General features: G+C 67.3%; 20 protein-coding genes. 12 read left to right on the top strand and 8 right to left on the bottom strand.

The features are described 5' to 3' along the window. Position 1: 1 nt before the first annotated feature. Positions 2 to 466: a MarR family winged helix-turn-helix transcriptional regulator gene (locus tag ACZK3J_RS19980; protein ID WP_049423760.1), complete on the bottom strand. Its 465-nt coding sequence runs from the start codon at positions 464 to 466 to the stop codon at positions 2 to 4. A gap of 50 nt (positions 467 to 516) precedes the next feature. On the opposite strand from ACZK3J_RS19980, the gene ACZK3J_RS19975 reads away from it, so the two are divergent. The 3 genes from ACZK3J_RS19975 (at position 517) to ACZK3J_RS19965 (ending at position 5,162) form a co-directional block, all read left to right on the top strand. Next, positions 517 to 1,428, top strand: coding sequence for a S41 family peptidase (locus ACZK3J_RS19975; protein WP_049462000.1), 912 nt, complete (start codon positions 517 to 519; stop codon positions 1,426 to 1,428). Positions 1,429 to 1,526: 98 nt separating this feature from the next. Further along, the gene (locus ACZK3J_RS19970) at positions 1,527 to 2,420 is read left to right on the top strand and encodes an NAD-dependent epimerase/dehydratase family protein (protein WP_049462001.1); all 894 of its coding nucleotides are present in this window, start codon (positions 1,527 to 1,529) and stop codon (positions 2,418 to 2,420) included. A gap of 210 nt (positions 2,421 to 2,630) precedes the next feature. After that, positions 2,631 to 5,162, top strand: coding sequence for a methyl-accepting chemotaxis protein (locus ACZK3J_RS19965; protein WP_032128587.1), 2,532 nt, complete (start codon positions 2,631 to 2,633; stop codon positions 5,160 to 5,162). A 95-nt stretch (positions 5,163 to 5,257) separates the two neighbouring features. Here ACZK3J_RS19965 and ACZK3J_RS19960 read toward each other — a convergent pair whose 3' ends face one another. Next, the gene (locus tag ACZK3J_RS19960) at positions 5,258 to 5,644 is read right to left on the bottom strand and encodes a DUF2628 domain-containing protein (protein ID WP_049423770.1); all 387 of its coding nucleotides are present in this window, start codon (positions 5,642 to 5,644) and stop codon (positions 5,258 to 5,260) included. 217 nt (positions 5,645 to 5,861) lie between these two features. On the opposite strand from ACZK3J_RS19960, the gene ACZK3J_RS19955 reads away from it, so the two are divergent. Next, positions 5,862 to 6,032, top strand: a complete 171-nt coding sequence (locus tag ACZK3J_RS19955; RefSeq protein ID WP_165929944.1) for a hypothetical protein — start codon at positions 5,862 to 5,864, stop codon at positions 6,030 to 6,032. A gap of 60 nt (positions 6,033 to 6,092) precedes the next feature. Here ACZK3J_RS19955 and ACZK3J_RS19950 read toward each other — a convergent pair whose 3' ends face one another. After that, positions 6,093 to 8,138, bottom strand: a complete 2,046-nt coding sequence (locus ACZK3J_RS19950) for a TonB-dependent receptor domain-containing protein (RefSeq protein WP_049463474.1) — start codon at positions 8,136 to 8,138, stop codon at positions 6,093 to 6,095. A 493-nt stretch (positions 8,139 to 8,631) separates the two neighbouring features. Between ACZK3J_RS19950 and mdoH the strand changes: the two genes are divergently transcribed. The 5 genes from mdoH to hemC all read left to right on the top strand — a co-directional run bounded on the left by mdoH (position 8,632) and on the right by hemC (position 14,550). Further along, positions 8,632 to 10,557 (top strand): glucans biosynthesis glucosyltransferase MdoH, encoded by a 1,926-nt coding sequence (mdoH, locus tag ACZK3J_RS19945; protein WP_032128590.1) that lies wholly within the window; start codon positions 8,632 to 8,634, stop codon positions 10,555 to 10,557. A 50-nt stretch (positions 10,558 to 10,607) separates the two neighbouring features. Beyond that, the gene (locus ACZK3J_RS19940) at positions 10,608 to 11,267 is read left to right on the top strand and encodes an alpha/beta hydrolase (RefSeq protein ID WP_080291776.1); all 660 of its coding nucleotides are present in this window, start codon (positions 10,608 to 10,610) and stop codon (positions 11,265 to 11,267) included. Between the two features lie 3 nt (positions 11,268 to 11,270). After that, positions 11,271 to 12,314, top strand: a complete 1,044-nt coding sequence (locus ACZK3J_RS19935) for a sensor histidine kinase (protein ID WP_177179491.1) — start codon at positions 11,271 to 11,273, stop codon at positions 12,312 to 12,314. Between the two features lie 10 nt (positions 12,315 to 12,324). Further along, positions 12,325 to 13,056: a LytR/AlgR family response regulator transcription factor gene (locus ACZK3J_RS19930; protein WP_010481294.1), complete on the top strand. Its 732-nt coding sequence runs from the start codon at positions 12,325 to 12,327 to the stop codon at positions 13,054 to 13,056. Between the two features lie 582 nt (positions 13,057 to 13,638). Next, entirely contained in the window at positions 13,639 to 14,550 is a 912-nt protein-coding gene (hemC, locus tag ACZK3J_RS19925) for a hydroxymethylbilane synthase (RefSeq protein WP_478476203.1), read from the top strand. A gap of 115 nt (positions 14,551 to 14,665) precedes the next feature. Here hemC and ACZK3J_RS19920 read toward each other — a convergent pair whose 3' ends face one another. Continuing rightward, positions 14,666 to 15,442, bottom strand: coding sequence for a DUF481 domain-containing protein (locus ACZK3J_RS19920; RefSeq protein WP_010481298.1), 777 nt, complete (start codon positions 15,440 to 15,442; stop codon positions 14,666 to 14,668). A 107-nt stretch (positions 15,443 to 15,549) separates the two neighbouring features. Beyond that, entirely contained in the window at positions 15,550 to 16,152 is a 603-nt protein-coding gene (locus ACZK3J_RS19915) for a LolA family protein (RefSeq protein ID WP_049399177.1), read from the bottom strand. Positions 16,153 to 16,233: 81 nt separating this feature from the next. Here ACZK3J_RS19915 and ACZK3J_RS19910 point away from each other — a divergent pair, with 81 nt between their 5' ends. Continuing rightward, entirely contained in the window at positions 16,234 to 17,205 is a 972-nt protein-coding gene (locus tag ACZK3J_RS19910; protein ID WP_010481302.1) for a helix-turn-helix transcriptional regulator, read from the top strand. 27 nt (positions 17,206 to 17,232) lie between these two features. Next, positions 17,233 to 18,027, top strand: coding sequence for a MetQ/NlpA family ABC transporter substrate-binding protein (locus ACZK3J_RS19905; RefSeq protein ID WP_032129055.1), 795 nt, complete (start codon positions 17,233 to 17,235; stop codon positions 18,025 to 18,027). 95 nt (positions 18,028 to 18,122) lie between these two features. On the opposite strand, the gene glpK is transcribed toward ACZK3J_RS19905, so the two are convergent. From glpK to ACZK3J_RS19890, 3 genes are all read right to left on the bottom strand, one after another. After that, positions 18,123 to 19,622: a glycerol kinase GlpK gene (gene glpK, locus ACZK3J_RS19900; protein WP_049460861.1), complete on the bottom strand. Its 1,500-nt coding sequence runs from the start codon at positions 19,620 to 19,622 to the stop codon at positions 18,123 to 18,125. 79 nt (positions 19,623 to 19,701) lie between these two features. Next, positions 19,702 to 21,180: a glycerol-3-phosphate dehydrogenase gene (gene glpD, locus ACZK3J_RS19895; protein ID WP_049460863.1), complete on the bottom strand. Its 1,479-nt coding sequence runs from the start codon at positions 21,178 to 21,180 to the stop codon at positions 19,702 to 19,704. Positions 21,181 to 21,364: 184 nt separating this feature from the next. Then, positions 21,365 to 22,000 carry an OmpW/AlkL family protein gene (locus ACZK3J_RS19890; protein ID WP_032129052.1) on the bottom strand — a complete coding sequence of 212 codons (636 nt, stop codon included), beginning with the start codon at positions 21,998 to 22,000 and terminating at the stop codon, positions 21,365 to 21,367. A 186-nt stretch (positions 22,001 to 22,186) separates the two neighbouring features. On the opposite strand from ACZK3J_RS19890, the gene ACZK3J_RS19885 reads away from it, so the two are divergent. Then, complete coding sequence (locus ACZK3J_RS19885) at positions 22,187 to 22,702, top strand: DNA-deoxyinosine glycosylase (RefSeq protein ID WP_049421431.1); 516 nt, start codon at positions 22,187 to 22,189, stop codon at positions 22,700 to 22,702. Positions 22,703 to 22,751: the final 49 nt, after the last annotated feature.

The raw sequence follows: 22,751 nt of genomic DNA, 5'->3' as shown, positions 1-22,751 counted from the left end.
CTCAGCGTTGGGGCGTGCCACGCAGTCGCTGCGCGAACGGCCGCTGTTCAAGCGCCTGCAGTGCCTCGCGCAGCACCTGCTCCAATGACTGTCCAAGATCGGCATCGAGGCTGCGCGCCGCGCGTGCCGTGGCCTGCCACTGCGCCTGCAGCGCCGGCAACGCCTGCAACGCGCGCGGGCTCAGCTGCAGGATGCGCTCGCGGCTGTCTTCACCGACCGCAGCGTGCAGCCAGCCGTCGCGCACCATTGCTGAAACCGTCTGGCTGAGCGCCGAATGGCTGAGCCCGCAGGCCAGTGCGAGATCCTTGATGCGGCAGGGTCCCTGCGCCATCAGCGTGCGCAGCACCGGGGTGTAGCGCGGCCGGTAGTCCAGCTTCAGGTCGCGGTAGGCCTGCTCGACCGCCGGGTCCAGCTGGTCGAGCAGGGCCCGCAGCAGTGTTCCCAGGGTGGCATGTTGGAGATCCATGGTGGCGATGATATATAAGAGCTTACATATCATCAACGTGGGGTGCGGTCATGGCAGTTTCGTGGATGCTGGGCGCGCTGCTGGCGGCGTCCTGCCCGGCCCAGGACGCGGTGCTGCAGGCGGCGGCCACGGCGATACAGGCGCAGTACCTGGACGTGGCCGAAGGCGCGCACATTGCTGAGGCCGTTCGCGGCTGGTCCACCCAGCAGCGCTATGTGGACAGCTGCGCGGACCCCAAGGCGTTCAGCGCACGCTTGAACCAGGATCTGGACGTGTTCGATGGCCACTTCCATGTCGAGCGGGTGGATGCCCGCGCCGGCCAGGACGACTGGCTGATGGCCTGGCGCGCGGATGCGCGCAGCAATGGTGCGGGCGTGCGCGAGGTGCGGGTGCTGGAAGGCAACATCGGTTACCTGCGCCTGAGCACCTTCTATCCGCTCGATCTGGCCCGGCCGAAGCTGGCTGCTGCCTTCACCCTGCTGGCCGACACCGATGGCCTGGTGCTGGACCTGCGCCAGAACGGTGGTGGCGATGACGGCAGTGCGGACCTGCTGGTGCGGACCCTGCTGGCGGCGGAGATCACCCAGGTGCAGTCACTGCAACGCCGTGGCCAGCGCAGTCCGGTACCGTTGCCACCGGCGAGCCTGGGGCTGTACCTGAAGCCGCTGGTGGTTCTGATCGACCGCCGCACCGGGTCGGCCGCCGAATTCGTCGCGTACTCGCTGCAGGCGCAGGGGCGGGCACGTGTCGTTGGTAGTCGAAGTGGCGGTGCGGCACATATGTTCGATGATCCTGTGCTGCTGCCGGATGGCTATCAGATCAGCATTCCCGACCGGCAGCCGATCAACCTCCGTACCGGAACCAACTGGGAACGCACCGGCGTCACGCCTGATGCAGCAGGCGGTGACGATCCGCTGTTCGTCGCCCGCCAGCTGCTGGCCCGATCGGCATCGCCAGAATGAACGCACAATTGCAACCGCGCCCTATCGCAGACGACATGCAGCGTGCCTAGAATCGATGCATCCCGGTAGTTCCCGGGCGCTTCGAGTGAATGGACTCAATGAAGATTCTGTTGACCGGCAGTTCCGGGCGGATCGGGCGTGCGATCTTCGGCGCGCTGGCGGCGGCCCACGAAGTGGTGGGGCTGGATCGCAGCCCATTCGCCACCACCCGCATCATTGCCGATGTCACCGATCGTCAGGCCGTGAAGCGGGCAGTGCAGGGCGTCGACGCGGTGATCCATACCGCCGCCCTGCACGCACCCCATGTCGGCCTGGTGCCGGATGCGGTATTCCAGCAGATCAATGTGGAGGCGACCGCACACCTGTTGCAGGCTGCCCGCGAGGCCGGTGCACGCCGCTTCGTGCTGACCAGCACCACGGCGCTGTATGGCCATGCGGTGGTGGCGGGCGGTTGCCGCTGGATCGATGAAGATACCGAGCCGCTGCCACGCACCATCTACCATCGCAGCAAGCTGCAGGCCGAGGCGTTGGCTGAAGCCGCTGCGGCGCCGGGCTTCAGCGTGCGCGTGCTGCGCATGGCCCGCTGTTTCCCCGAGCCACCGGAGCGGATGGCGATGTTCCGCCTGCACCGCGGCATCGACGCGCGCGACGTGGCCAGCGCACATGCCGCGCTGCTGCACGATGAGGGCGCTGCCTTCGCACGCTACATTGCCTGCGCACCGACGCCGTTCCTGCGCGAGGATTGCCTGGAACTGGCGACCCAGCCGTGCAGGGTGCTGGCCCGCCGCGCCCCGCAGTTGCTGGCCGAGTTCGAGCGCCGTGGCTGGCCGCTGCCGCTGAGCATTGACCGCGTCTACGACAGTGCACTGATGCGCCGCACATTGGGCTGGCAGCCGCGCTTCGGCCCGGACGACGTGCTGCAGCAGTACGCGGTTGGCAGCATCGAGGTGCTGCCGCGGGCGGAATGGATCAAGGACCGCGTGGCCGAATAGGGCGGCAGCCGGGCGGGTTCCTGACCCGACCCTGAGCAGGTTCAGGAATGTGCAGATGGACCGCCTCAACCTCGTTCGCAGGCGGCCGCTAACCCGGTGCGCTTCCAGCGCCGGGCGTGTCCCGGCGGCCGGTGGCCTGCGCGACGGATCGCGCACCTGCGCGGTGCCCTCGCGGTGCCGGTCGTCCTGAACTGCCTTGCGGATCCTTCCATGCCTTCTCCCCGTTCCGCCGCTGCCCGCCGCCCGGGCAGCATCGCCCACAAGCTGATGCTGGGCACCGCTGCGATCGCGCTGCTGTGCTTCGGCCTGACTGCGTTCCTGATCTACCGCCAGGCCAGCGCCAGCCTGATCGACGCCTCGCGCCAGACCATGGCCAGCGAAGCCACCGCCGAAGCCCGCCAGGTCGCGGCCGATCTGGGCACCGCCTTTGCCAGCAACGACGCCATGGTCGAGGCCGTGCTCGCCCAGCGCGCGCGCGGCGATGTTCCGGACCGTGCCAGCCTGGCTGCCGTGCTGGGCGAGCAGCTGCGCACCCACCCCGAGTGGCTGGGCAAGAGCACCATGTGGGAGGCCGACGCCTTCGATGGCAAGGATGCCGAGTTCGTCAACACTGAAGCGCACGATGCCACCGGTCGTTACATGAGCTACTGGGCCTGGCACGATGGCAAGCCGCAGCAGTCGACGATGACCGACTACACCGAGACGGCCAGTGGCTCCGGTGACTGGTACATGGTGCCCAGCCGCGACAAGCTGGCGAAGGTAAGCGAGCCCTACGCCTACGACATCGGTGGCCAGCAGGTGCTGATGAGCACGCTGAGCACGCCGATCATCGAAAACGGCCGGTTCCTCGGTGTATTTACTGTGGACTTCTCGCTGGCGGCGCTGCAGAAGCACCTGGCCACGCTCAAGCCGATGGGCGCCGGGCGCGTCGAACTGCTCTCGCCGAATGGCGTGGTGCTGGCCTCGGCCAATGCCGCCGAAATCGGCAAGCCACGAGGCGACGCATTGACCCGCAGCATGCTGGCAGACATCGCCGCCGACCGCCGGTTCGAAGCCTTCACTCCGGATGCCGCCGGCAACGTGCGCGTATACGTGCCGCTGCGTGTGGGCGATGCGCCGCAGCGCTTTGCACTGGGTGTGGTGATGCCGCACGCGGTGATCGTGGCCGAGGCGCGCCAGCTGCTGTGGCTGACCCTGCTGGTTGGTGTGGTGGCCGCGCTGACGCTGAGTGCCGGTGTCTATGTGCTGCTGCGCCGGTTGGCGATCCGCCCACTGGCCGAAGCCGTGCGCGTGGCCGGCGATGTCGCCGCGGGCAAGCTGGACAGCACCCTGCCGGCACGCAGCAACGACGAAGTGGGCCGCCTGCTGGACGCGATGCAGGGCATGCGGGGGCAGCTGCAGTCGGTGATGGCGGCGCAGGCGGAAATGGCGCGTCGCCATGACGCCGGTGAAATCAGCTACCGCATGGACGCCTCGGCGTTCCCGGGTGAGTACGGCCGGATGGTGGCTGACAGCAACCAGCTGGTGGCCTCCAGCAACGCCGTCACCCAGCGCCTGGTCGACGTGATGCAGCGCTATGCGGTGGGTGACCTGAGCGTGGACATGGAAGCGCTGCCGGGCGAGAAGGCGGTGTTCACCGCTGCAATGGCCACTACCAAGAGCAACCTGGCGGCGATCAACGATCAGATCCAGCAGCTGGCCGCTGCCGCCGCCGCCGGCGATTTTGCGGTGCGCGGCGACACGCTGCGTTTCGACCACGACTTCCGCCGCATGGTGGAAACCCTCAACACCATGATGCAGGTCAGCGACCACAACCTGGCCGAGCTGTCGACGCTGCTGCGCGCGATTGCCGCAGGCGACCTCAGCGCGCGCATGCAGGGCGACTTCCACGGCGTGTTCGCGGTGATGCGCGACGATGCCAACAGCACCGTGCAGCAGCTGACCCAGATCGTTGGCCAGATCCAGCAGTCGGCGGCCAGCATCCGCCTGGCGGCGGGTGAGATTGCCGCCGGCAACAGTGACCTGTCGCGCCGCACCGAGCAGCAGGCGGCGAACCTGGAAGAGACCGCGGCCTCGATGGAAGAGCTGACCTCCACGGTGCGCCAGAATGCCGACCACGCGCTGCAGGCCAACACCCTGGCCGGCTCCGCAGCGGGCGTGGCCAGCGAAGGCGGGCAGGTGGTCAGCCAGGTGGTGCAGACCATGGAACAGATCGAGGCCTCCTCGCAGCGCATTGCCGAGATCATTTCGGTAATCGATGGCATCGCGTTCCAGACCAACATCCTGGCGTTGAACGCGGCGGTGGAAGCGGCGCGTGCCGGCGAACAGGGCCGCGGATTCGCCGTGGTCGCCAGCGAAGTGCGTGCGCTGGCCCAGCGCTCGGCAGGCGCGGCCAAGGAGATCAAGGAGCTGATCGACGCCTCGGTGGCGCAGGTCGGTGCCGGTGCGCAGCTGGTGCACGGCGCGGGCCGCACCATGCAGGAAATCGTCGGCCAGGTCGGCCGAGTGAACGAGATCATGGCCGAGATCTCGGCAGCCTCGCGCGAGCAGTCGGCGGGCATCGAGCAGGTCAACCAGACCGTGGTGCAGATGGACGAGACCACCCAGCAGAACGCCGCGCTGGTGGAAGAGGCCAGTGCCGCTGCGCGCGCAATGGAAGAACAGGCCGAGCAGCTGGCGGTGGCGGTCTCGCGCTTCCGCCTGCAGGCCGAGCCGGTGGCTACGGTCCGCCGCGCGGCCTGATCCTGTTGCGCGCACATGAAGACGCCCGGCCAAGGCCGGGCGTCTTCATTTCTGCTTGATGCTATGCCAGGCCGGAGTGCGGCGGCAGCATCGCGTCAGAACATGCCTTCGAAGGGATTCCAGCTGGCTTTGCCCTTCACCTGCTCCAGGTAGTAGCTGTAGTTGGTGCTGGCGGCAACCAGGAAGTTCATGGCGATGAACAGCGGGCGCGCGATGATGTCCGGCAGGAACAGGGACACGATGCCCAGCACGAGGCCGATGCCGATCACCACCAGCGCCTTGCGCCACATGCCCAGAATGAACAGGTAGATGAAGCCGAAGAAGAAGGCGAAGAAGTTGATGTTGATCTTGAGGCGGTCGCCGAAGGACAGCGCCTTCCAGGCTTCCTTGAAGCGCGGCTCCTTCGGAGCGCCGTGCTGCTGGAAGAAATTGAAGCGGAACTGCCACTTCGGGCTGAAGCGGGAGAGGTCGACGGTGTTCATTGACGATTACGTCCTTGTAGGAAAACGGTTACATGATACGGGGCCGACGGTTCAGGAAACTACCCTCAACCGTCAAAAATGTGACGCGCCCGGCATGTGCAGGCCTGCGGCGGGGCGCCGCACCGTCACCCATCCGCCTTGTTTTTAGGATAGGGTGCGCAGTTCCGCTGCCGCCCCAGCTGAACCCGGGCGGCGGCGGGATGTCCATGGAGGTTGCATGACCACACCTGCTATACCGGAAAACGCACCGGGACCGGTGCTCCTGCCGACACCTGAAGTGGTGCAGGCACAACAACTGCTCGCACGCCAGCAACTGGCGGTAGCGATGGACCGTGCACGCACGGCCGCTACGCAGAACGCGGCCGCGGCCGCGCTGGAAAGCGAGTAATCCGCAACACCGCCGATCGCGCTGGCGTGCTGCCAGCGCGATCGCGGCGCGCGCCGCCGGTCAGAACCGCGCGGTCATGCTCATGAAGTAGCTGCGCCCGGCCACGAAGTAGTCGGTGGAGCCCTCCGCATACAGCTTCTTGTCGGCCAGGTTGCTGACGCCGCCGCGCAGGGTCAGTACCTCGTTGACGTTCCAGGCTGCGGTCAGGTCATACAGGGTGTAGGCCTTGAGGAAGGTCGTGGCGGTACCGGTCTGCTTGCCGGTGTACTGCGCCGACAGGCTGCTGGAAAACACCGTATTGGGCGTCCAGTCCAGCGACGAATAGCCGGAAAACTCCGGCGTATCGATCAGATTCCTGCCGGTGGTCAGGTTCTTGGCTTCCTTCATCCAGGTGGCCGAGGTGCGCCAGCGCCACTGCTCGCCGAAGCGGACATTGAAGTTGCCTTCCATGCCACTGGTGCGCGCGCGCTGCACGTTGCTCATGCGCGTCCACCAGATGCCGTTGAACTTGCCCAGGGGCGCGTACTCGATCTTGTTCTTGAAGTCGGTATGGAAGTAGGTCAGGCCGGCATCGAACAGGTCATTGTCGAAGCTGATGCCGATCTCTCGGTTGGTGCTGGTTTCCGGGTCCAGGTCCGGGTTGCCGGCCATGTAGCAGCCACCGCGGGTATAGCCCAGCGGGATCAGCGAGGTGCAGCCGCGGCCGCCGGACTGGGTGGCCGCGCTGGGCGAATTCTCGGTCAGGCTGGGCGCGCGGAAGCCCTTGGAGACGCCACCGCGGATCGTCCACTGTTCGGCCGGGTGCCAGACCAGGTACGCACGCGGGCTGACGTGGCTGCCGAACTTCTCATGGTGATCCAGGCGTGCGCCCACGGTCAGCGCCAGCGTGCGGTGCAGCTTCAGTTCGTCCTCGACAAACAATGCCCAGGTAACCACTTCCAGGTTGGAGCCGCTGACGGCATTGCCGGCATAGTCGATCGGCGCGCGGCCGATGGTATCGGTATTGGTCAGTTCCTGGCGCTTCCACTGGCCACCGACGGCGAACTGGTGTTCAACGCCCAGGGTGAACGGCGTGGTCAGGCTGCCTTCGATGATGGTATCGGTGGCCTCGGAGCGGCCGGTGGCACCGATGTCGTTCTTGTACTCGGTCCAGTACGCGCTGAGCTTCGAGTTGCCGAAGCTCCACTTGCCATCGTGGTTGAGTGCCAGCGAGCTGCGCTTGAGTTCGCTGGCACCCCAGGCGCCTTCGTCCTGCTTTTCCAGCGAGGCGTCGATGAAGGCCTGCTGCACGCCGTGGCCGGCTTCCAGCGACAGTTCCTGCGCATCGCTGAGCTTCCACTGCAGCAGCGCGTCGACATTGCGGTCCTTCTCGCCGGCGTAGGCATTGCCATAGACACCACCGTTGGAGCGGTCCGAGTCGCGGCGCATGCTGTTGGCACCGATGCGCAGGCCGAAGCGCTCGCCGAGCGGGCCGGAGAACGTCGCACCGATCTGCTGGGTATCACCGCGCTTGCCATCACCCGGGCGGGTATAGCTGTGGGTGGCGCTGCCGTTCCAGTCATCACCGATGCGCTTGGTGATGATGTTGATCACGCCGCCCATGGCGTCGGAGCCGTACAGTGACGACATTGGTCCGCGCACCACCTCGATCCGTTCGATCTGGTCGGGCGAGATCCAGTTCAGATCCTGGCGGCCGAGGTCGGGACGGTAGTTGGTCGAGGCCGAGCTGCCCATGCGCTTGCCGTCCACCAGCACCAGCGTGTAATTGGACGGCATGCCACGCAGCTTGATCTTGGACTGCTCGCCGACCGCGCTGAGGCCACCGGTCACGCCCGGCACGCGGCTGAGCAGGGTGGCCAGGTCGTGCACCGGCTGGCGCTCGATGTCCTCACGGCTGATCACGCTGATGCTGGCCGGTGCATCCTTGATCCATTGCTGGTTGCCCGAGGCGGTGACCACCACGGTATCCAGATCCTTGGTGGAGGCATCGGCGCTGGCCTCTGCGGCGGCCAGGCCGGGCAGGGCCAGCAGGCAGGCGGTGGCCAGAGCGCAGGCCAGGCGGGTGCGCGGCAGGCGCGCGGAAGGGGTACGGAACGACAGGGACATGACGGCTTCCATCGGAGGAGGGGGACCCGGTGGAAGCAGCAGGCGCACGCAGACAGCAGGCAGCCCCCTTCCATGGGTCGTTGGGCGCTGGGTGGGAACCGGCGCAGCTGGGTGGGTCTCGGCCGTGCGGAAGACGGTGACCTGCCTGGTTAATGAAATGATAACCGTTCGCGTTTGTTACGATCCAGTACCTGGGGCGACCAAGTGACATCCGTTCCCCTGCCCCGGCACTCGCCTGCTGTTTGCTGAATGGGGATAAATCCCGGCGTAGACCTTCGCACTCGGCTTACATCCGGCGCCCTAGACTGAGCCGCATTTTCGATTCCGCCCCGTTGGAGATCGTGTGGGTTCCGGTAGTGACAGACAGCGACTGCGTGGCGTGACGCCGACGCAGCCAGGACAAGTGCGGGCGCCGGGAAAGCGCGCCGGGAACCTTGGTGCATGCAGCCCGGCCGGGATGGCCGGCCGTGCCGACTGCGCGGAGTAGGCGGCAATGGAGGTGCAGACCATCCATGCGGAAGCAGATACGTCCCGGCTTGATGCCGGCTGGACGCTGCTGCCGGCCGAATCGCCGTTGCAGATGCCCGAGCAGACCCTGCGCGAAGGCCAACTGAAGGTTCGCCGCCACCGCACCTCGCCGCGGCTGATCGGCCTGCGCCGGTTCTATATCTTCGGCGGCACGCTGGCGATGACCGCCATCGCTACCCGGATGATGTGGCGGGTGCTGTCGGCCAATGGCATCAGCGTGCTCGAGGCCTGCCTGCTGGTGCTGTTTGTCGGCCTGTTCGCCTGGATCGCGCTGTCTTTCGCCAGCGCCGTGGCCGGCTTCCTGACTGCCGTGTTCGACCGGGGGTATCGCCTCGGCATCGACCCGGACAAGCCACTGCCGACCGTGCACAGTCGCACCGCGCTGCTGATGCCGACCTACAACGAAGATCCGCGCCGGCTGCTGGCCGGCCTGCAGGCGATCTACGAGTCGGTGGCCGCCACCGGCCAGCTCGACCGGTTCGACTTCTTCGTGCTCAGTGATACCCGGCGCGAAGACATCGCGCGGGCCGAGGAGCAGGTGTTCGCCGAACTGCGCGAGCGCGTGCCCGATGGCCAGGCGCGGCTGTTCTACCGCCGCCGTGGCGACAACAGCGGGCGCAAGGCCGGCAACATCGCCGACTGGGTCCGCCGCTTCGGCGGTGCCTACCCGCAGATGCTGATCCTGGACGCCGACAGCCTGATGACCGGCGACAGTATCGTGCGCCTGGTCGCGGGCATGGAGCACAACGCCGACGTCGGCCTGATCCAGACCCTGCCGTCGGTGATCGGCGGGCGCACCCTGTTCGCGCGCATGCAGCAGTTCGGCGGCCGTGTGTACGGTCCGGTGATCGCCCGTGGCGTGGCCTGGTGGCACGGTGCCGAGAGCAATTACTGGGGCCACAACGCCATCATCCGCACCCGCGCCTTCGCCGATCAGGCCGGGCTGCCTGCGCTGCCGGGGCGCAAGCCGTTCGGTGGCCACGTGCTCAGCCATGACTTCGTCGAAGCGGCGCTGATGCGTCGTGGCGGCTGGGCCGCGCACATGGTGCCGTACCTGGGCGGCAGCTATGAAGAAGGTCCGCCGACCCTGACCGACCTGCTGGTGCGCGACCGCCGCTGGTGCCAGGGCAACCTGCAGCACGGCAAGGTGGTCGGCAGCCGTGGCCTGCACTGGATCAGCCGCATGCACATGCTGATCGGCATCGGTCATTACTTCACCGCGCCGATGTGGGCGATGCTGATGCTGATCGGCATCGCCATCCCGCTGTTCCAGGAAGGCATCGATTTCAACGCGCTGCTGCACCTGTCGCCCAGCGTGTACTGGCGGGCCCAGGACGAGGAACAGGTGGTGCGCCTGTTCGCGGCGACCATGGCGGTGCTGCTGCTGCCCAAGGTGCTGGGTTACCTGGCGATGCTGCTGGACCCGGTCGACCGCCGCGGGTGTGGCGGTGCCCTGCGCGCGTTCGTCTCGATGCTGGTGGAAACCGTATTGGCCGCGCTGATGGCGCCGGTGGTGATGTACGTGCAGTCGCGCGGCGTGGCCGAAGTGCTGTCCGGCCGCGATTCGGGGTGGGACGCGCAGCAGCGTGACGATGGTGGCATTTCGTGGCTGGCGCTGATCCGTGGCTACGGTGGGCTGGGGGTGTTCGGCGCCTTCATGGGCATGCTGGCCTGGGCGGTGTCGCCATCGCTGGCCGCGTGGATGGCGCCGGTGGTGATCGGCATGGTGCTGGCGGTACCGGTGGTGGCACTGACGTCTTCGCGTGGCCCCGGCGCCTTCCTGCACCGTCTTGGCCTGCTTGATATCCCCGAGGAGAACATCCCGCCGCCGGTGCTGGTACGCGCCGCGCAGCTGCGCCGGGAAGCGGCCGAACAACCGCCGCTGTACTGATCGTCCCGCGGCAGCGGCATAATGCGGCTCGAACTTGAAGGAGCCGCATCATGCTGCAAACGGTGGAACAGGAGACCGGCGCCTCGCCGCAGTGGTCGGTGATCTGGCTGCACGGCCTCGGTGCCGATGGCCACGACTTCGCGCCGATCGTGCCGGAGCTGGTGCGTCCGCATTGGCCGGCGCTGCGCTTCGTGTTCCCGCATGCACCGGTGCGGCCGATCACGATCAACAACGGCGTGCCGATGCGCGGCTGGTACGACATCGTCGGCATGGATTTCCGTTCGCGCGCCGACATGGTGGGCGTGCAGGAATCGGTGGTACAGCTGGATGCGCTGATCGCGCGCGAGATCGAGCGTGGCATCGCGCCGGAGAAGATCTTCCTGGCCGGTTTCTCGCAGGGGGGCGCGATCATCCTGACCGCCGCGCTGTCACGCACTGCGCCGCTGGCCGGCCTGATCGCGCTGTCCACCTACCTGCCCGAAGCCGACGGCGCAAAGCGCGCTGAAGGCGCCGTGCAGGTGCCGGTGTTCATGGCCCATGGCAGCAGCGATCCGGTGATTCCGCAGGCGGTGGCCGCACACAGTGCGCAGGCACTGCAGGCGCTGGGCCTGGAGGTGGAATGGCACAGTTACCCGATGGCCCACCAGGTCTGCGCCGAAGAGATCCAGGCGCTGGGTGACTGGTTGCAGGAACGCCTGGGCGCTGCCTGACCCATGCCGCCGGCCAGCGCCCCGCCCTGGATGCCGGAACTGTGCCGCCTGCCGCGGCTGGCGGCGATGCTCGGCCTGGCCGAACTGGTGGTGGTGGTGCTGGCCCTGGCTCCGGATGGCAGCCGCCACTGGACTGTGGGCGAACTGCTGTCGGCCAGTGGTTTCGCGTTGTGGCTGGCGCTGGCTGTAACGGCCAGCCTGTGCCTGCTGCGGAACGCGTTGTCGAGGTTGCCACAGGTTCTGGGGGCGGTCTCGGCCATCGCACTGGCGACGCTGATCGCGGTGGTCTGCGCGGGCATCGTGCATGCCCTGTACGCGGTGCTTGGCGACAGCTTCGCCCGCGGCATCAGCTTCTGGCGCTTCACGCTGGGCAGCGCGGCGACGACGGCGCTGATCACTGCCTTGGCTCTGCGCTACTTCTATGTGAGTGATCGCTGGGCCGCGCAGGTACAGGCCAACGCACGCGCACAGGCCGATGCCCTGCAGGCGCGGATCCGCCCGCATTTCCTGTTCAACAGCATGAACCTGATCGCCAGCCTGCTGCATCGCGACCCGGTCGTGGCCGAGCGTGCGGTGCTGGACCTGTCCGATCTGTTCCGTGCCGCGCTGGGGGCGGGCGAGGGTGATTCCACCCTGCGTGACGAATGCGAGCTGGCCGAGCGCTACCTGTCGATCGAATCACTGCGCCTGGGCGAGCGCCTGCAGGTGCGCTGGCAGCGCGACGAACCGCTGCCCTGGGATCTTCCCCTGCCTCGCCTGGTACTGCAGCCGCTGGTGGAGAACGCCGTGCTGCATGGCATCTCGCGGCTGCCCGAGGGTGGCACCATCGAGCTGCAGCTGATGCGCGAGGGTAATGAACTGCAGATCTGCGTGCGCAATCCGGCGCCCGACCCGCAGGCCCCCGGGCTGGCCCTGGCGCGCGGTGCCGGCCATGCCCAGCACAGCATCGGCCATCGGCTGGCCTGGCGCTTCGGCAGCGCCGCGCGGATGACGGCTGGCTGGAGCGAGGGCTACTATGCCTGCCAGGTGACAGTGCCGATCCAGTGAGGGAGCGATCGTGAGGGTAGTCATCGCCGATGACGAACCGCTGGCGCGTGAGCGCCTGCGCAGCCTGTTGGCCGCGCAGGACGGCGTGGATGTGGTGGCCGAGGCCGGCAACGGCGAGCAGGCCCTGCACGCGTGCGCGGAGCTGCAGCCGGACCTGGTCCTGCTGGATATCGCCATGCCCGGGCTGGATGGCCTGGAAGCCGCCCGCCACCTGGCCAGCTTCGAGCCACGGCCGGCGGTGGTGTTCTGCACCGCTTACGATGCGCATGCGCTGTCGGCGTTCGAGGCGGCCGCGATTGATTACCTGATGAAGCCGGTACGCGCCGAGCGTCTGGCCGCGGCCATCGCGCGCGCGCGCACGTTCCTGGCCGGCCGCGATGGCCAGCCACAGGACCACCGCGGGCAGCAGGCGCGCAGCATGCTGTGCGCGCGCCTGCGCGGCAGCCTGCGCTTGATTCCGCTGGACGACATCCATTACCTGCAGGCCGAAGAGAAGTACGTGGTGGTGCACCACGCGCGCGGCGAGGACCTGATCGAGGAATCGTTGAAGTCGCTGGAAGAAGAGTTCGCCAGCCGCTTCATCCGCATCCATCGCAACTGCCTGGTGGCGCGCCATGAACTGGTCGAGCTGCGCCGTGGCACGGGTGGGCAGGTGCAGGCGATGTTGCGCCATGGCAAGCAACCGCTGGAAGTCAGCCGCCGCTGCGTGGCGACGCTGAAGCAGGAGTTGCGGCACCTGTGAGGTGTCCGCGCGGCCTGCGGCCGCGACTGCTTACGAGCAACGTCTGAAGCAACAGCAACAGCAACAGCAACAGCGGGTCATGGCTCGGTGTTTCTACGTGCTGGGTGAGGCGGGATGGGCGGGCGGGACACGCCGTGAACCCATCCATGGGGTCTCGATGGCGCCATCCATGGCGCCAACGGTCCCGCCCGCCCTTCCCGCCTCACCCTCGCGAATTTCCCGGTGACGGACGGCAAAGGCATTGTTGTTATCGGGTGGGGGAAGAAGGGTCAGATCCCTTTTCCTGCGGAAAAGGGATCTGACCCTGGAAGCAATCGGCTGTTGCCTTTGCTTCTGCTTTTTCCTTTTTTGATCTTCCGTGGCTGGCGCGCACGGAAACTTTCAGAGGTCGGGCGGGGTGGGCTGCGCAGGGGCGTGAGCCGCATGGATGCGGCGACCGAGCTTACATGGACGTACTTGCAGCGTCCCCTGCGTGGCCCACCCCGCCCGGCCACGCGCGGCTGTTGCTTTCATGACCCCTCCACCAGCCACGAGGGGCTCCGCCGTTGGCCGTATCCGCGCCGAAGGCGCGATAATGACCGGATGGAAACCGTCCGCATCGCCACCCGCAAGAGCCCGCTCGCCCTCTGGCAGAGCGAACACGTCGCCGATCGCCTGCGCCAGGCCCACCCCGGCCTGCATGTGGAACTGGTGCCGATGAGCACCCGCGGTGACGAGGTGCTGGACCGCTCGCTGGCCGCCATCGGTGGCAAGGGCCTGTTCCTGAAGGAACTGGAGCTGGCCATGCTGCGTGGCGAGGCCGACTGCGCCGTGCATTCGCTGAAGGATGTGCCGATGGAACTGGATGAACCCTTCGCGCTGTCGGCGATGCTGACCCGCCACGATCCGGCCGATGGTTTCGTCTCCAACCTGTACGCCTCGCTGGATGCGCTGCCGATCGGTGCGCGGGTTGGCACCTCGTCGCTGCGCCGCCAAGCCCAGCTGCGCGCGCTGCGCCCGGACCTGGAACTGCTGGACCTGCGCGGCAACGTCAACACCCGCCTGGCCAAGCTCGACAACGGTGGCTACGACGCCATCGTGCTGGCCGTGGCCGGCCTGGAGCGTCTGGGCCTGGGCGCGCGCATCGTCGCGCGCCTGCAACCGCCGCAATGGCTGCCGGCCCCGGCGCAGGGCGCGGTGGCGGTGGAGTGCGACGGTGGCAATGCGCGCCTGATGGCGCTGTTCGCGGGCCTGGATGACGCGGAAACCCGTGCCTGCGTGGAAGCCGAGCGAGCGATGAACCGTGCGTTGCATGGCAGCTGCCACGTGCCGGTGGCGGCGATCGCGCAGTGGCAGGGCACCGACCTGCACCTGCAGGGCCTGGTCGGCAGTGCCAGTGATGGCCAGGCGGTGCGTGCCGAAGCGATCGGCCCGGCCAGTGACCCGGAAGCACTGGGCCAGCGCGTGGCGAAGATGCTGCTGGATGCCGGTGCCGGCGAACTGCTGAACGTCTGAGCCATCGCAGCTAGTGCCGGCCGCTGGCCGGCAACCTCGTGCTCCGATTGAATGCAGTTGCCGGCCAGCGGCCGGCACTGCCGAAAGAAGAACGGGCGCCTTTGGCGCCCGTTTCTTATTTGAATTTGTAGACCACGTTCATCGTGGTCAGCGTATCGGTCTTGCGCTTGTCCTCGGCCACGTCACTGTTGTAACGCGCCTGCCAGCCGGCCTTCAGCGCCAGATGTTCGTTCATGCTCACCGAAACACCGAAGTCGTTCTGGCCGAAGGTGTTGTAGGAACCCGACTCGACCAGCAGGGTGTTGACCAGGTCGGTGTTGTCGGTCAGCGAGTACTTCATGTCGAACAGGCCGCGGCCGATCATGCCGGTGCGGGTGCGGTCGTCCTCGGTGCTGTGGGTGCGGCGCACACCGGGGCCGATCTGCGCGTCGAACGAGAAACGCTCGGTGTTCCACAGGCGGGTGCCGTAACCCAGACCGAACGAGCTCTGGCGGTCGTAGGTGGCGAAGTCATCGCGCTCGGTACGCACCGTGGCCGTCAGCTGGCGGTGCTCGCCCAGCTGCAGCGCGCTGCCGGCACTGCCGGTGTAACGGTTGGCGGTGGTGTTGTTGCGGCGGCTGGTGGAGCCGTCGTCGCGGGTCTCGATCACCTTGGAGCTGGAACGCAGGCCAGCCAGATCCATGCTGTGCACCCAGTCACCATCGGTGTAGCGCAGGCGCAGGCGGCCGTTGAAGCTCTCGGTGCTGCTGTTGCCGCGTGCCGAAGCGAAACCGAGCTCGCCGCCACTGCCGCTCCACGGCGAGGACATCGCCGCCAGTTCGGAGGCATCCTGCGCATACGCGAGCGGTGCGCACAGCAGCAGGGGGATCAGCAGGGACACGCGCAGGGACATCGGGGCTTCTCCGAAGCGGTTGACAGCCGGTGATGATACTGGAAGCGTGATGGCGGTCCGAATCGATCCAAACGGTTTCTTCAGCAGACGTTGCCGCGATCGCCTATTCAGGGCAGATCGACGCGCAATGCCGGGTCGTTGAAGCGCGAATAGCGCAGGCGCAGCTGGAAGCTGCGGCCATTGCTGCTGCCGCTGCGTACGATCTGCCGCGGCAGGCCCTGCGCGTCCACCCAGTACTCCAGGCGTTCGCCGGGCTGCGCACCGCGCAGGCGGTAGTGACGCGTCTCGACCCCGTCCAGCGACTGGCTGCCCAGGTCTTCGGCCTGCAGATCGGCGGGCAGGGCATCGGCCGGCAGCGGGTTGCGCCATTGCTCGAGCAGGCCCGGCGGGGTCGGCACCTGCCGGATCGCGTCGTCGGCCTGCAGGAACATGGTGTCGCCGATGATCGTCTGCGGACCGGCCGGGGTCTGCACCCGGAAGCGGTCGGGGGCGACGAAGTCCATGGCGCTGCGCACCGGCTGGGGCGCGCCCAGCACCTCCAGTTCGGCGTGGAAGCTGCGCAGGGCCGAGAAGCGCTGGCTGGCGCCCAGCACCGCCTGCGCCGGATCCGCCGCAGGCACGGGCGCTTCGGTGCTGGCCGGCGCGGGCGCGCGATCACAGGCGGCCAGCAGCAGGCAGGCCAGCAGGGACAGGGCAGGCAACCGGCGCATCGGGTGTTCCAGAGGGGGGGGGGCGACCACGATAGCCCAAACGTCCCACACAAGACCCGCGACTCGGACATAATCGGGGGTATGGACCGATACGAACGCATCACCGCCCTGCATCGTCTGCTCAAGTCCGCACGCTATCCGGTGACGGTGGCGACCCTGCAGGACAAGCTCGGTTGCTCCCGTGCCACCGTCTACCGCGATCTGGCCTTCCTGCGCGATGCGCTGATGGCACCGATCGAGGGCGACGGCGAAGCCGGCTTCCGTTACCAGGCCGACGAGAGCGACCGCTTCGAGCTGCCCGGCCTGTGGCTGAGCTCGGAGGAGCTGCATGCCCTGCTGGCCTCGCAGCACCTGCTGGCGCGGACCGGCGGCGGCGTGCTGTCCTCGGTGCTGGCACCGCTGCAGCAGCGCATCGAGAGCCTGCTGGCGGCCCAGGCTGGCGTTTCCAGCTGGCCGGTGGACCGGGTGCGGGTGATTCCGCACCGTGGCCGCAAGTTCGATGAAGGCAGCTTCCGCAGCGTGGCTTCGGCGGTGCTGGAGCGCCGCCAGCTGGCGTTCGAGTACCGCGCCCGTTCCACCGACGAGCCGACCAAGCGCACCGTTTCGCCGCAGCGCCTGACCCACTATCGCGACAACTGGTACCTGGATGCCTGGGACCATGACCGCGAGGCGCTGCGCAGCTTTGCCGTGGATCGCATCCACAAGGCGCGGGTGATCGACAGCACCGCCCGCGACGTGGCCGACAGCGAGCTGGACGAGCAGCTCGGGGCCAGCTACGGCATCTTCTCCGGTGCGCCGAAGGGCTGGGCGACCATCCTGTTCAGCGCCAAGGCCGCGCGCTGGGTGGCCGACGAGCACTGGCATTCCAAGCAGCAGGGCCGCTTCCTGGCCGATGGCCGCTATGAACTGAAGGTGCCGTACAGCGTCTCGCGCGAGCTGCTGATGGACGTGCTGCACTACGGCTCGGATGCCGAGATCGTCGAACCGGTGATGCTGCGCGAGCAGGCCAAGGCGCTGCTTGAGCTCGCCCTGAGCAACTACGACAACTCCTGACACTCCCCCCCGAGAACCCTTCCGCCCATGAAGAAGACCCTGTTGCTGCCCCTGCTCGCCGCTGCGCTGGCCCTGACCGCCTGCGGCAAGTCCGGCGAGCCCTCGCAGAAGCTGGTGGTGGCCGCCACGGCCGTGCCGCATGCCGAGATCCTTGAAGTGGTCAAGCCCATCCTCAAGCAGGAAGGCGTGGACCTGGACGTGCGCGTGTTCAACGACTACGTGCAGCCCAACGACCAGCTGGTGCAGAAGCAGGTGGACGCCAACTACTTCCAGACCGAGCCGTATCTGGATGCCTACAACCGCGATCGCAAGACCGATCTGGTGAAGGTGATCGGCGTGCACATCGAGCCGTTCGGTGCGTACTCGCGCAAGATCAAGTCGCTGGCCGAGCTGCGCGAAGGTGCCGACGTGGTGATCCCGAACGACCCGAGCAACAACAGCCGCGCGCTGATCCTGCTGCACAAGGCCGGTGTGATCGAGCTGAAGGATCCGACCAACGCGCTGTCGACCCAGCGCGACATCACTGCAAACCCGAAGAACCTGAAGTTCCGCGAGCTGGACTCGGCGATGCTGCCGCGCGTGCTGGACCAGGTCGACCTGGCCCTGATCAACACCAACTACGCACTGGACGCTGGCCTCAACCCGACCAAGGATGCACTGGCGATCGAGAGCAAGGACTCGCCGTACGTGAACTTCCTGGTCGCACGCCCGGACAACAAGGACGACGCCCGCGTGCAGAAGCTGGCCAAGGCCCTGACCAGCCCGCAGGTGAAGGCCTTCATCGAGACCAAGTACAAGGGCGCGGTGCTGCCGGCGTTCTGACGGCCGCTGGCCATGTGGTAGTGCCGGCCGCTGGCCGGCAATCTGCAGACGCCGCCAAGGATCATGGGGTTGCCGGCCAGCGGCCGGCACTACCGTCAGTCGACGTGGAAGGCGAGGGTGGCCGCCACGGCCTGCTGCCATCCCGCATACAGTTTCTCGCGCCGCGCCACCTCCATCTGTGGCTCGAAGCGCCGGTCCAGGCCCCATTGCGCGGCGATCTGTTCGCGGCTGGACCAGAACCCCACCGCCAGCCCGGCCAGGTAGGCCGCGCCCAGTGCGGTGGTTTCGGTCAGCCGCGGCCGCAGCAGTGGCACGCCAAGGATGTCGGCCTGGAATCCGGCCAGGAAGTCGTTGCTGATCGCACCGCCATCGGCGCGCAGCTCGGTCAGCGCGATACCGGCATCGGACTGCATCGCATCGAGCACGTCGCGGGTCTGGTAGGCCATCGCCTCCAGCGCGGCACGCACGAAGTGCGCTTTGCGGGTGCCACGGGTCAGGCCGAACATCGCGCCGCGCACATCACTTCGCCAATAGGGCGCACCGAGGCCGACAAATGCTGGTACCAGGTAAGCACCGCCACTGTCGGGCACCTGGGCGGCCAGCGCCTGGCTGTCGCTGGCGCGTTCGATCATGCGCAGCCCATCGCGCAGCCACTGCACCACCGAGCCGGCGATGAAGATCGAGCCTTCCAGCGCATATTCCACGCGCCCGTCCAGGCCCCAGGCGATGGTGGTCAGCAGTCCATTGCGCGAACGCACCGCCTGCGTTCCGGTGTGCATCAGCATGAAACAGCCGGTGCCATAGGTGTTCTTGACCATGCCCGGCTGGAAGCAGGCCTGGCCGAACAGCGCCGCCTGCTGGTCACCGGCGATGCCGGCGATCGGGATCGGGTGATCGAAGAAGAACTGCGGCCGGGTATGCGCGTACACCGCGCTGGAATCGCGCACCTGCGGCAGCATCGCGCGCGGGATGTCCAGCAGCGCCAGCAGGTCGTCATCCCAGTCCAGCGTGTGGATGTTGAACAGCAGCGTGCGCGCCGCGTTGCTGTAGTCGGTCACATGTGCCTGGCCACCACTGAGGTTCCAGACCAGCCAGCTGTCGATGGTGCCGAACAGCAGCTCGCCGCGCTCGGCACGCTGCTGCGCGCCCTCCACGTGGTCGAGGATCCAGCGCACCTTGGTGGCGGAGAAATAGGCATCGATCAGCAGGCCGGTGCGCTCGCGGATCAGCGCCTCATGCCCTTCGGACTTCAGCCGCTCGCAGATGGCGTGGCTCTGCCGCGACTGCCAGACGATGGCGTTGTGGATCGGCTGTCCGGTGGCACGGTCCCAGACCACGGTGGTTTCGCGCTGGTTGGTGATGCCCAGTGCGGCGATGTGGCGCGGGTCGATCTGCCCGCGGCTGAGCAGTTCGGTCAGCGTGGCATAGACGCTGGTGAGAATCTCGCGCGGGTCATGCTCGACCCAACCCGGCTGCGGGAAGATCTGCGCGAATTCGCGCTGCGCGCTGCCGACGATGTCGCCGGTGCGGTCGAACAGGATCGCGCGCGAACTGGTGGTGCCCTGGTCGATGGCCAGCACGTAGCGGGGCGTCATGCAGCGTCTCCGGTAGCGATGGTGTTGGTAGAGTCGAGCCTGCTCGACTGCTTTTCATGTCAGTCGAGCAAGCTCGACTCTACCGTCTATCGATCCACGCCTGCAGCCGCGCCACCTGCGCAGCATCCAGCCGCAACCCCAGCTTGCTCCGCCGCCACAGCACGTCCTCGGCGTCCCAGGCCCATTCGTGGTCGCGCAGGAAAGCCACTTCCCGCGCATGCAGGCCGCCGCCGAAGTCCTCTCCAAGATCGTCCATGCCCCGTGCACCCTGCAGAAGGGCGGCGCTGCGGCTGCCGTAGGCTTCGGCCCAACGCCGTGCGATCTCCACGGGCAACCACGGTGCCAGCGCCTGCAGACGGGAGCGCGCCTGCGCGGCGTCGCCCCAGTCGCTGCCCGGCAGCGGGTCTCCGCCTGCGGTCCAGGCCGGCCCCATCTGTGGCAGGGCAGGGCGCAGCAGGTCCAGCGCTTCCTCGGCCAGCACGCGGTAGGTGGTCAGCTTGCCGCCCAGCACATGCAGCGCCGGCGCCGGGTTGGACTGCAGCTGAAGGCGGTAGTCGCGGCTCAGCGTTGCCGCACGCGGGTCCGGGTCGGCCAGCAGGGGACGTACACCGGCGAACTGCCAGACCACGTCTTCCGGAGTGATCGGCTCACGCAGATAGCGGCTGGCGGCCGCGCACAGGTAGCTCACCTCGGAAGGCAGCACGCTGCAGCGCGCCGGGTCACCGCGGTAGTCGGTGTCGGTGGTGCCAATCAGCAGATGATCGTGGGCGAACGGCAGCAGGAACACCACGCGGCCATCGGGCTGCTGCAGCAGGCAGGCACTGTCATCGGGCCAGGGGCGGCGCATCACGATGTGGCTGCCCTGTACCAGCCGCAGCGCGGGGCCGCCGCTGCGGGCCTCCATCTGCTCAAGCAGGCCACCGGCCCATGGGCCAGCCGCATTGGCGACGGCGCGCGCGGTCACATGCTGCTGGCCATCGGCGGATTCCAGCACGGCCAGCCAACGGCCCTGCACAGGGCGCAGCTCGATGCAGCGGCTGCGCACATGTACCTGTGCGCCACGCCAGGCAGCATCCAGGGCATTGAGCAGTACCAGACGCGCGTCATCGACCTGCGCGTCGGCGTAGCTGAAGGCCTGCCGCAGATCCGGGGAGAGCCAGGGGCCGAGCGGATCATGCTGAAGGTCCAGGGCGCGCGAGGCGGGAAATGCCGGGCTGCGTGGGCCCAGGTGGTCGTACAGCCACAGTCCCACGCGCAGCATCCAGCGTGGGCGCAGGTGCGGTTCCCACGGCAGCACGAAACGCAGCGGGCGGACCAGATAGGGTGCCTGCCGGCGTACCACCTCGCGTTCGCCCAAGGCCTTGCGTACCAGACCGAACTCGCGCTGTTCCAGGTAGCGCAGGCCACCGTGGATCAGCTTGCTGCTGGCGCTGGATGTATGCGCAGCGAGGTCGTGCTGCTCGCACAACAGCACGCGCAGGCCGCGGCCGCTGGCATCACGGGCGATGCCGGCACCGTTGATACCGCCACCGATCACCAGCAGGTCGACGTCGTGCATCGCGCCTCCGCATCCTGTGTGTGTAGAGTCGACTGTCAGTCGACTGCTCTTGCAAAAGTCGAGCAAGCTCGACTCTACGAAAGGCAGTCGAGCAAGCTCGACTCTACAGAACGCGGGTGACGGAAACGACGACGGGCCCCGAAGGGCCCGTCGCGTTACATCAGTGAAGCAGGTGCAGCCTGGATCAGAAGCGGGCGCCGATGCCGAAGCCGACGGTCCACGGATCCATCTTGGCTTCGCCGATCTTCTCGCCGCCAACCTTCACGTCCGGGCGGGCGCGCATGTAGCGGGCGTCAGCACGGGCGAACCAGGTGGAGTTGATGTTCATGTCCACGCCGACGGTGCCGATCACGCCCTTGGCATCCTTGAAGCGGATGTCGGTGTCAGCGCCGTTGCCCAGCTTCTCGTTGCTGAAGCTCGACTGGTAGTAGCCCACGCCCACGAACGGACGGAACACGTTGTCAGCCTGGCCGAAGTGGTACTGGCCGCTCAGCGCGATCGGCTGCTGCTCGACCGAGCCCAGGCGGGCATTGTTCGGGCCCTTGAACTTGTTGTCGAACTTGTCGGCAGCGCCCCACAGTTCAACGGCCCAGTTGTCGTTGATGTAGTAGCTGAAGCTGACGGTCGGCGCCGGGCCACCATCGGTCTTCTTGACGCCGGTGATCGGGTCGTTCTTCGGTTCCAGCAGCGAGATGCCGCCAACAACGGCAAAATGCTTGCCCGAAGCGGTGTCGGTGCTGCTGCTGTCCTGGGCGAAAGCGGCCGGCGCGAAGGCGGCGGAGGTCAGCAGGGCGAGACTCAGGATACGGATGGAGCGCATGGGGGTATCTCCTAATGTTTCTTGTTTTGGGCCCCCGGTTGCGGGGCGAGCACACCGTAGTCGCCCCAACATGAATCGAATCCGACGCACGTTAAAAAATAGTTTCCCTTGTTCAGCGACTGGAGCGAAAAGCCTGTTTTCATGGGCTTTTCGGCCTTCGGCGACATTCATGCAGTTGGAGAAGATGTGAGCGAAGCAACGGTGTGCATCGGCCTGCAAGCGCAGGTGAACATGGAGTGCAGGGTGCTGCTGCTGGGTTCGATGCCCGGCGTTGCGTCATTGCAGGAGCAGCGCTACTACGCGCATCCGCGCAATCGCTTCTGGCCTGTGCTGGCCGATATCTGTGGCTTCGATGTGGCCCTGGCGTACCCGCAACGGCTGCGCGCACTGCAGGCAGCCGGTGTGGGTCTGTGGGATGTGATCGGTCAGTGCGAGCGGCGTGGCAGCCTGGATGCTGACATCGTGCGTGGCACGGAAGTACCCAATGCGCTGCCGGCATTGATCGCTTCGCTTCCTGAGCTGGAGCTGATCGGCTGCAACGGTGCGGCATCGCTGAAGGCATTCCAGCGTTGGGTGCTGCCCGGCCTGGAGGCGCCGCCAAGGCTGCTGGCGCTGCCGTCCACCAGCCCGGCCAACGCGGCCTGGTCGCTGCCGCGGCTGCGCCAGGCCTGGCAGCCGGTAGCCGACGCACTGGCGACATGAAGCGGACATCGTCCGGACAGTACGCTACCGACTGGTCGCGGCCGCAACC

Source organism: Stenotrophomonas sp. 86428_Sma, from assembly GCF_056481585.1.
This window is presented reverse-complemented; position numbering and strand designations above follow the sequence as displayed.

What these genes read in the sequence shown, in the direction of transcription:
- ACZK3J_RS19980 (WP_049423760.1), bottom strand. Translation starts at nt 466, where the DNA reads ATGGATCTCCAACATGCCACCCTGGGAACACTGCTGCGGGCCCTGCTC.
- ACZK3J_RS19975 (WP_049462000.1), top strand. Translation starts at nt 517, where the DNA reads ATGGCAGTTTCGTGGATGCTGGGCGCGCTGCTGGCGGCGTCCTGCCCG.
- ACZK3J_RS19970 (WP_049462001.1), top strand. Translation starts at nt 1,527, where the DNA reads ATGAAGATTCTGTTGACCGGCAGTTCCGGGCGGATCGGGCGTGCGATC.
- ACZK3J_RS19965 (WP_032128587.1), top strand. Translation starts at nt 2,631, where the DNA reads ATGCCTTCTCCCCGTTCCGCCGCTGCCCGCCGCCCGGGCAGCATCGCC.
- ACZK3J_RS19960 (WP_049423770.1), bottom strand. Translation starts at nt 5,644, where the DNA reads ATGAACACCGTCGACCTCTCCCGCTTCAGCCCGAAGTGGCAGTTCCGC.
- ACZK3J_RS19955 (WP_165929944.1), top strand. Translation starts at nt 5,862, where the DNA reads ATGACCACACCTGCTATACCGGAAAACGCACCGGGACCGGTGCTCCTG.
- ACZK3J_RS19950 (WP_049463474.1), bottom strand. Translation starts at nt 8,138, where the DNA reads ATGTCCCTGTCGTTCCGTACCCCTTCCGCGCGCCTGCCGCGCACCCGC.
- mdoH (WP_032128590.1), top strand. Translation starts at nt 8,632, where the DNA reads ATGGAGGTGCAGACCATCCATGCGGAAGCAGATACGTCCCGGCTTGAT.
- ACZK3J_RS19940 (WP_080291776.1), top strand. Translation starts at nt 10,608, where the DNA reads ATGCTGCAAACGGTGGAACAGGAGACCGGCGCCTCGCCGCAGTGGTCG.
- ACZK3J_RS19935 (WP_177179491.1), top strand. Translation starts at nt 11,271, where the DNA reads ATGCCGCCGGCCAGCGCCCCGCCCTGGATGCCGGAACTGTGCCGCCTG.
- hemC (WP_478476203.1), top strand. Translation starts at nt 13,639, where the DNA reads ATGGAAACCGTCCGCATCGCCACCCGCAAGAGCCCGCTCGCCCTCTGG.
- ACZK3J_RS19920 (WP_010481298.1), bottom strand. Translation starts at nt 15,442, where the DNA reads ATGTCCCTGCGCGTGTCCCTGCTGATCCCCCTGCTGCTGTGCGCACCG.
- ACZK3J_RS19915 (WP_049399177.1), bottom strand. Translation starts at nt 16,152, where the DNA reads ATGCGCCGGTTGCCTGCCCTGTCCCTGCTGGCCTGCCTGCTGCTGGCC.
- ACZK3J_RS19910 (WP_010481302.1), top strand. Translation starts at nt 16,234, where the DNA reads ATGGACCGATACGAACGCATCACCGCCCTGCATCGTCTGCTCAAGTCC.
- ACZK3J_RS19905 (WP_032129055.1), top strand. Translation starts at nt 17,233, where the DNA reads ATGAAGAAGACCCTGTTGCTGCCCCTGCTCGCCGCTGCGCTGGCCCTG.
- glpK (WP_049460861.1), bottom strand. Translation starts at nt 19,622, where the DNA reads ATGACGCCCCGCTACGTGCTGGCCATCGACCAGGGCACCACCAGTTCG.
- glpD (WP_049460863.1), bottom strand. Translation starts at nt 21,180, where the DNA reads ATGCACGACGTCGACCTGCTGGTGATCGGTGGCGGTATCAACGGTGCC.
- ACZK3J_RS19890 (WP_032129052.1), bottom strand. Translation starts at nt 22,000, where the DNA reads ATGCGCTCCATCCGTATCCTGAGTCTCGCCCTGCTGACCTCCGCCGCC.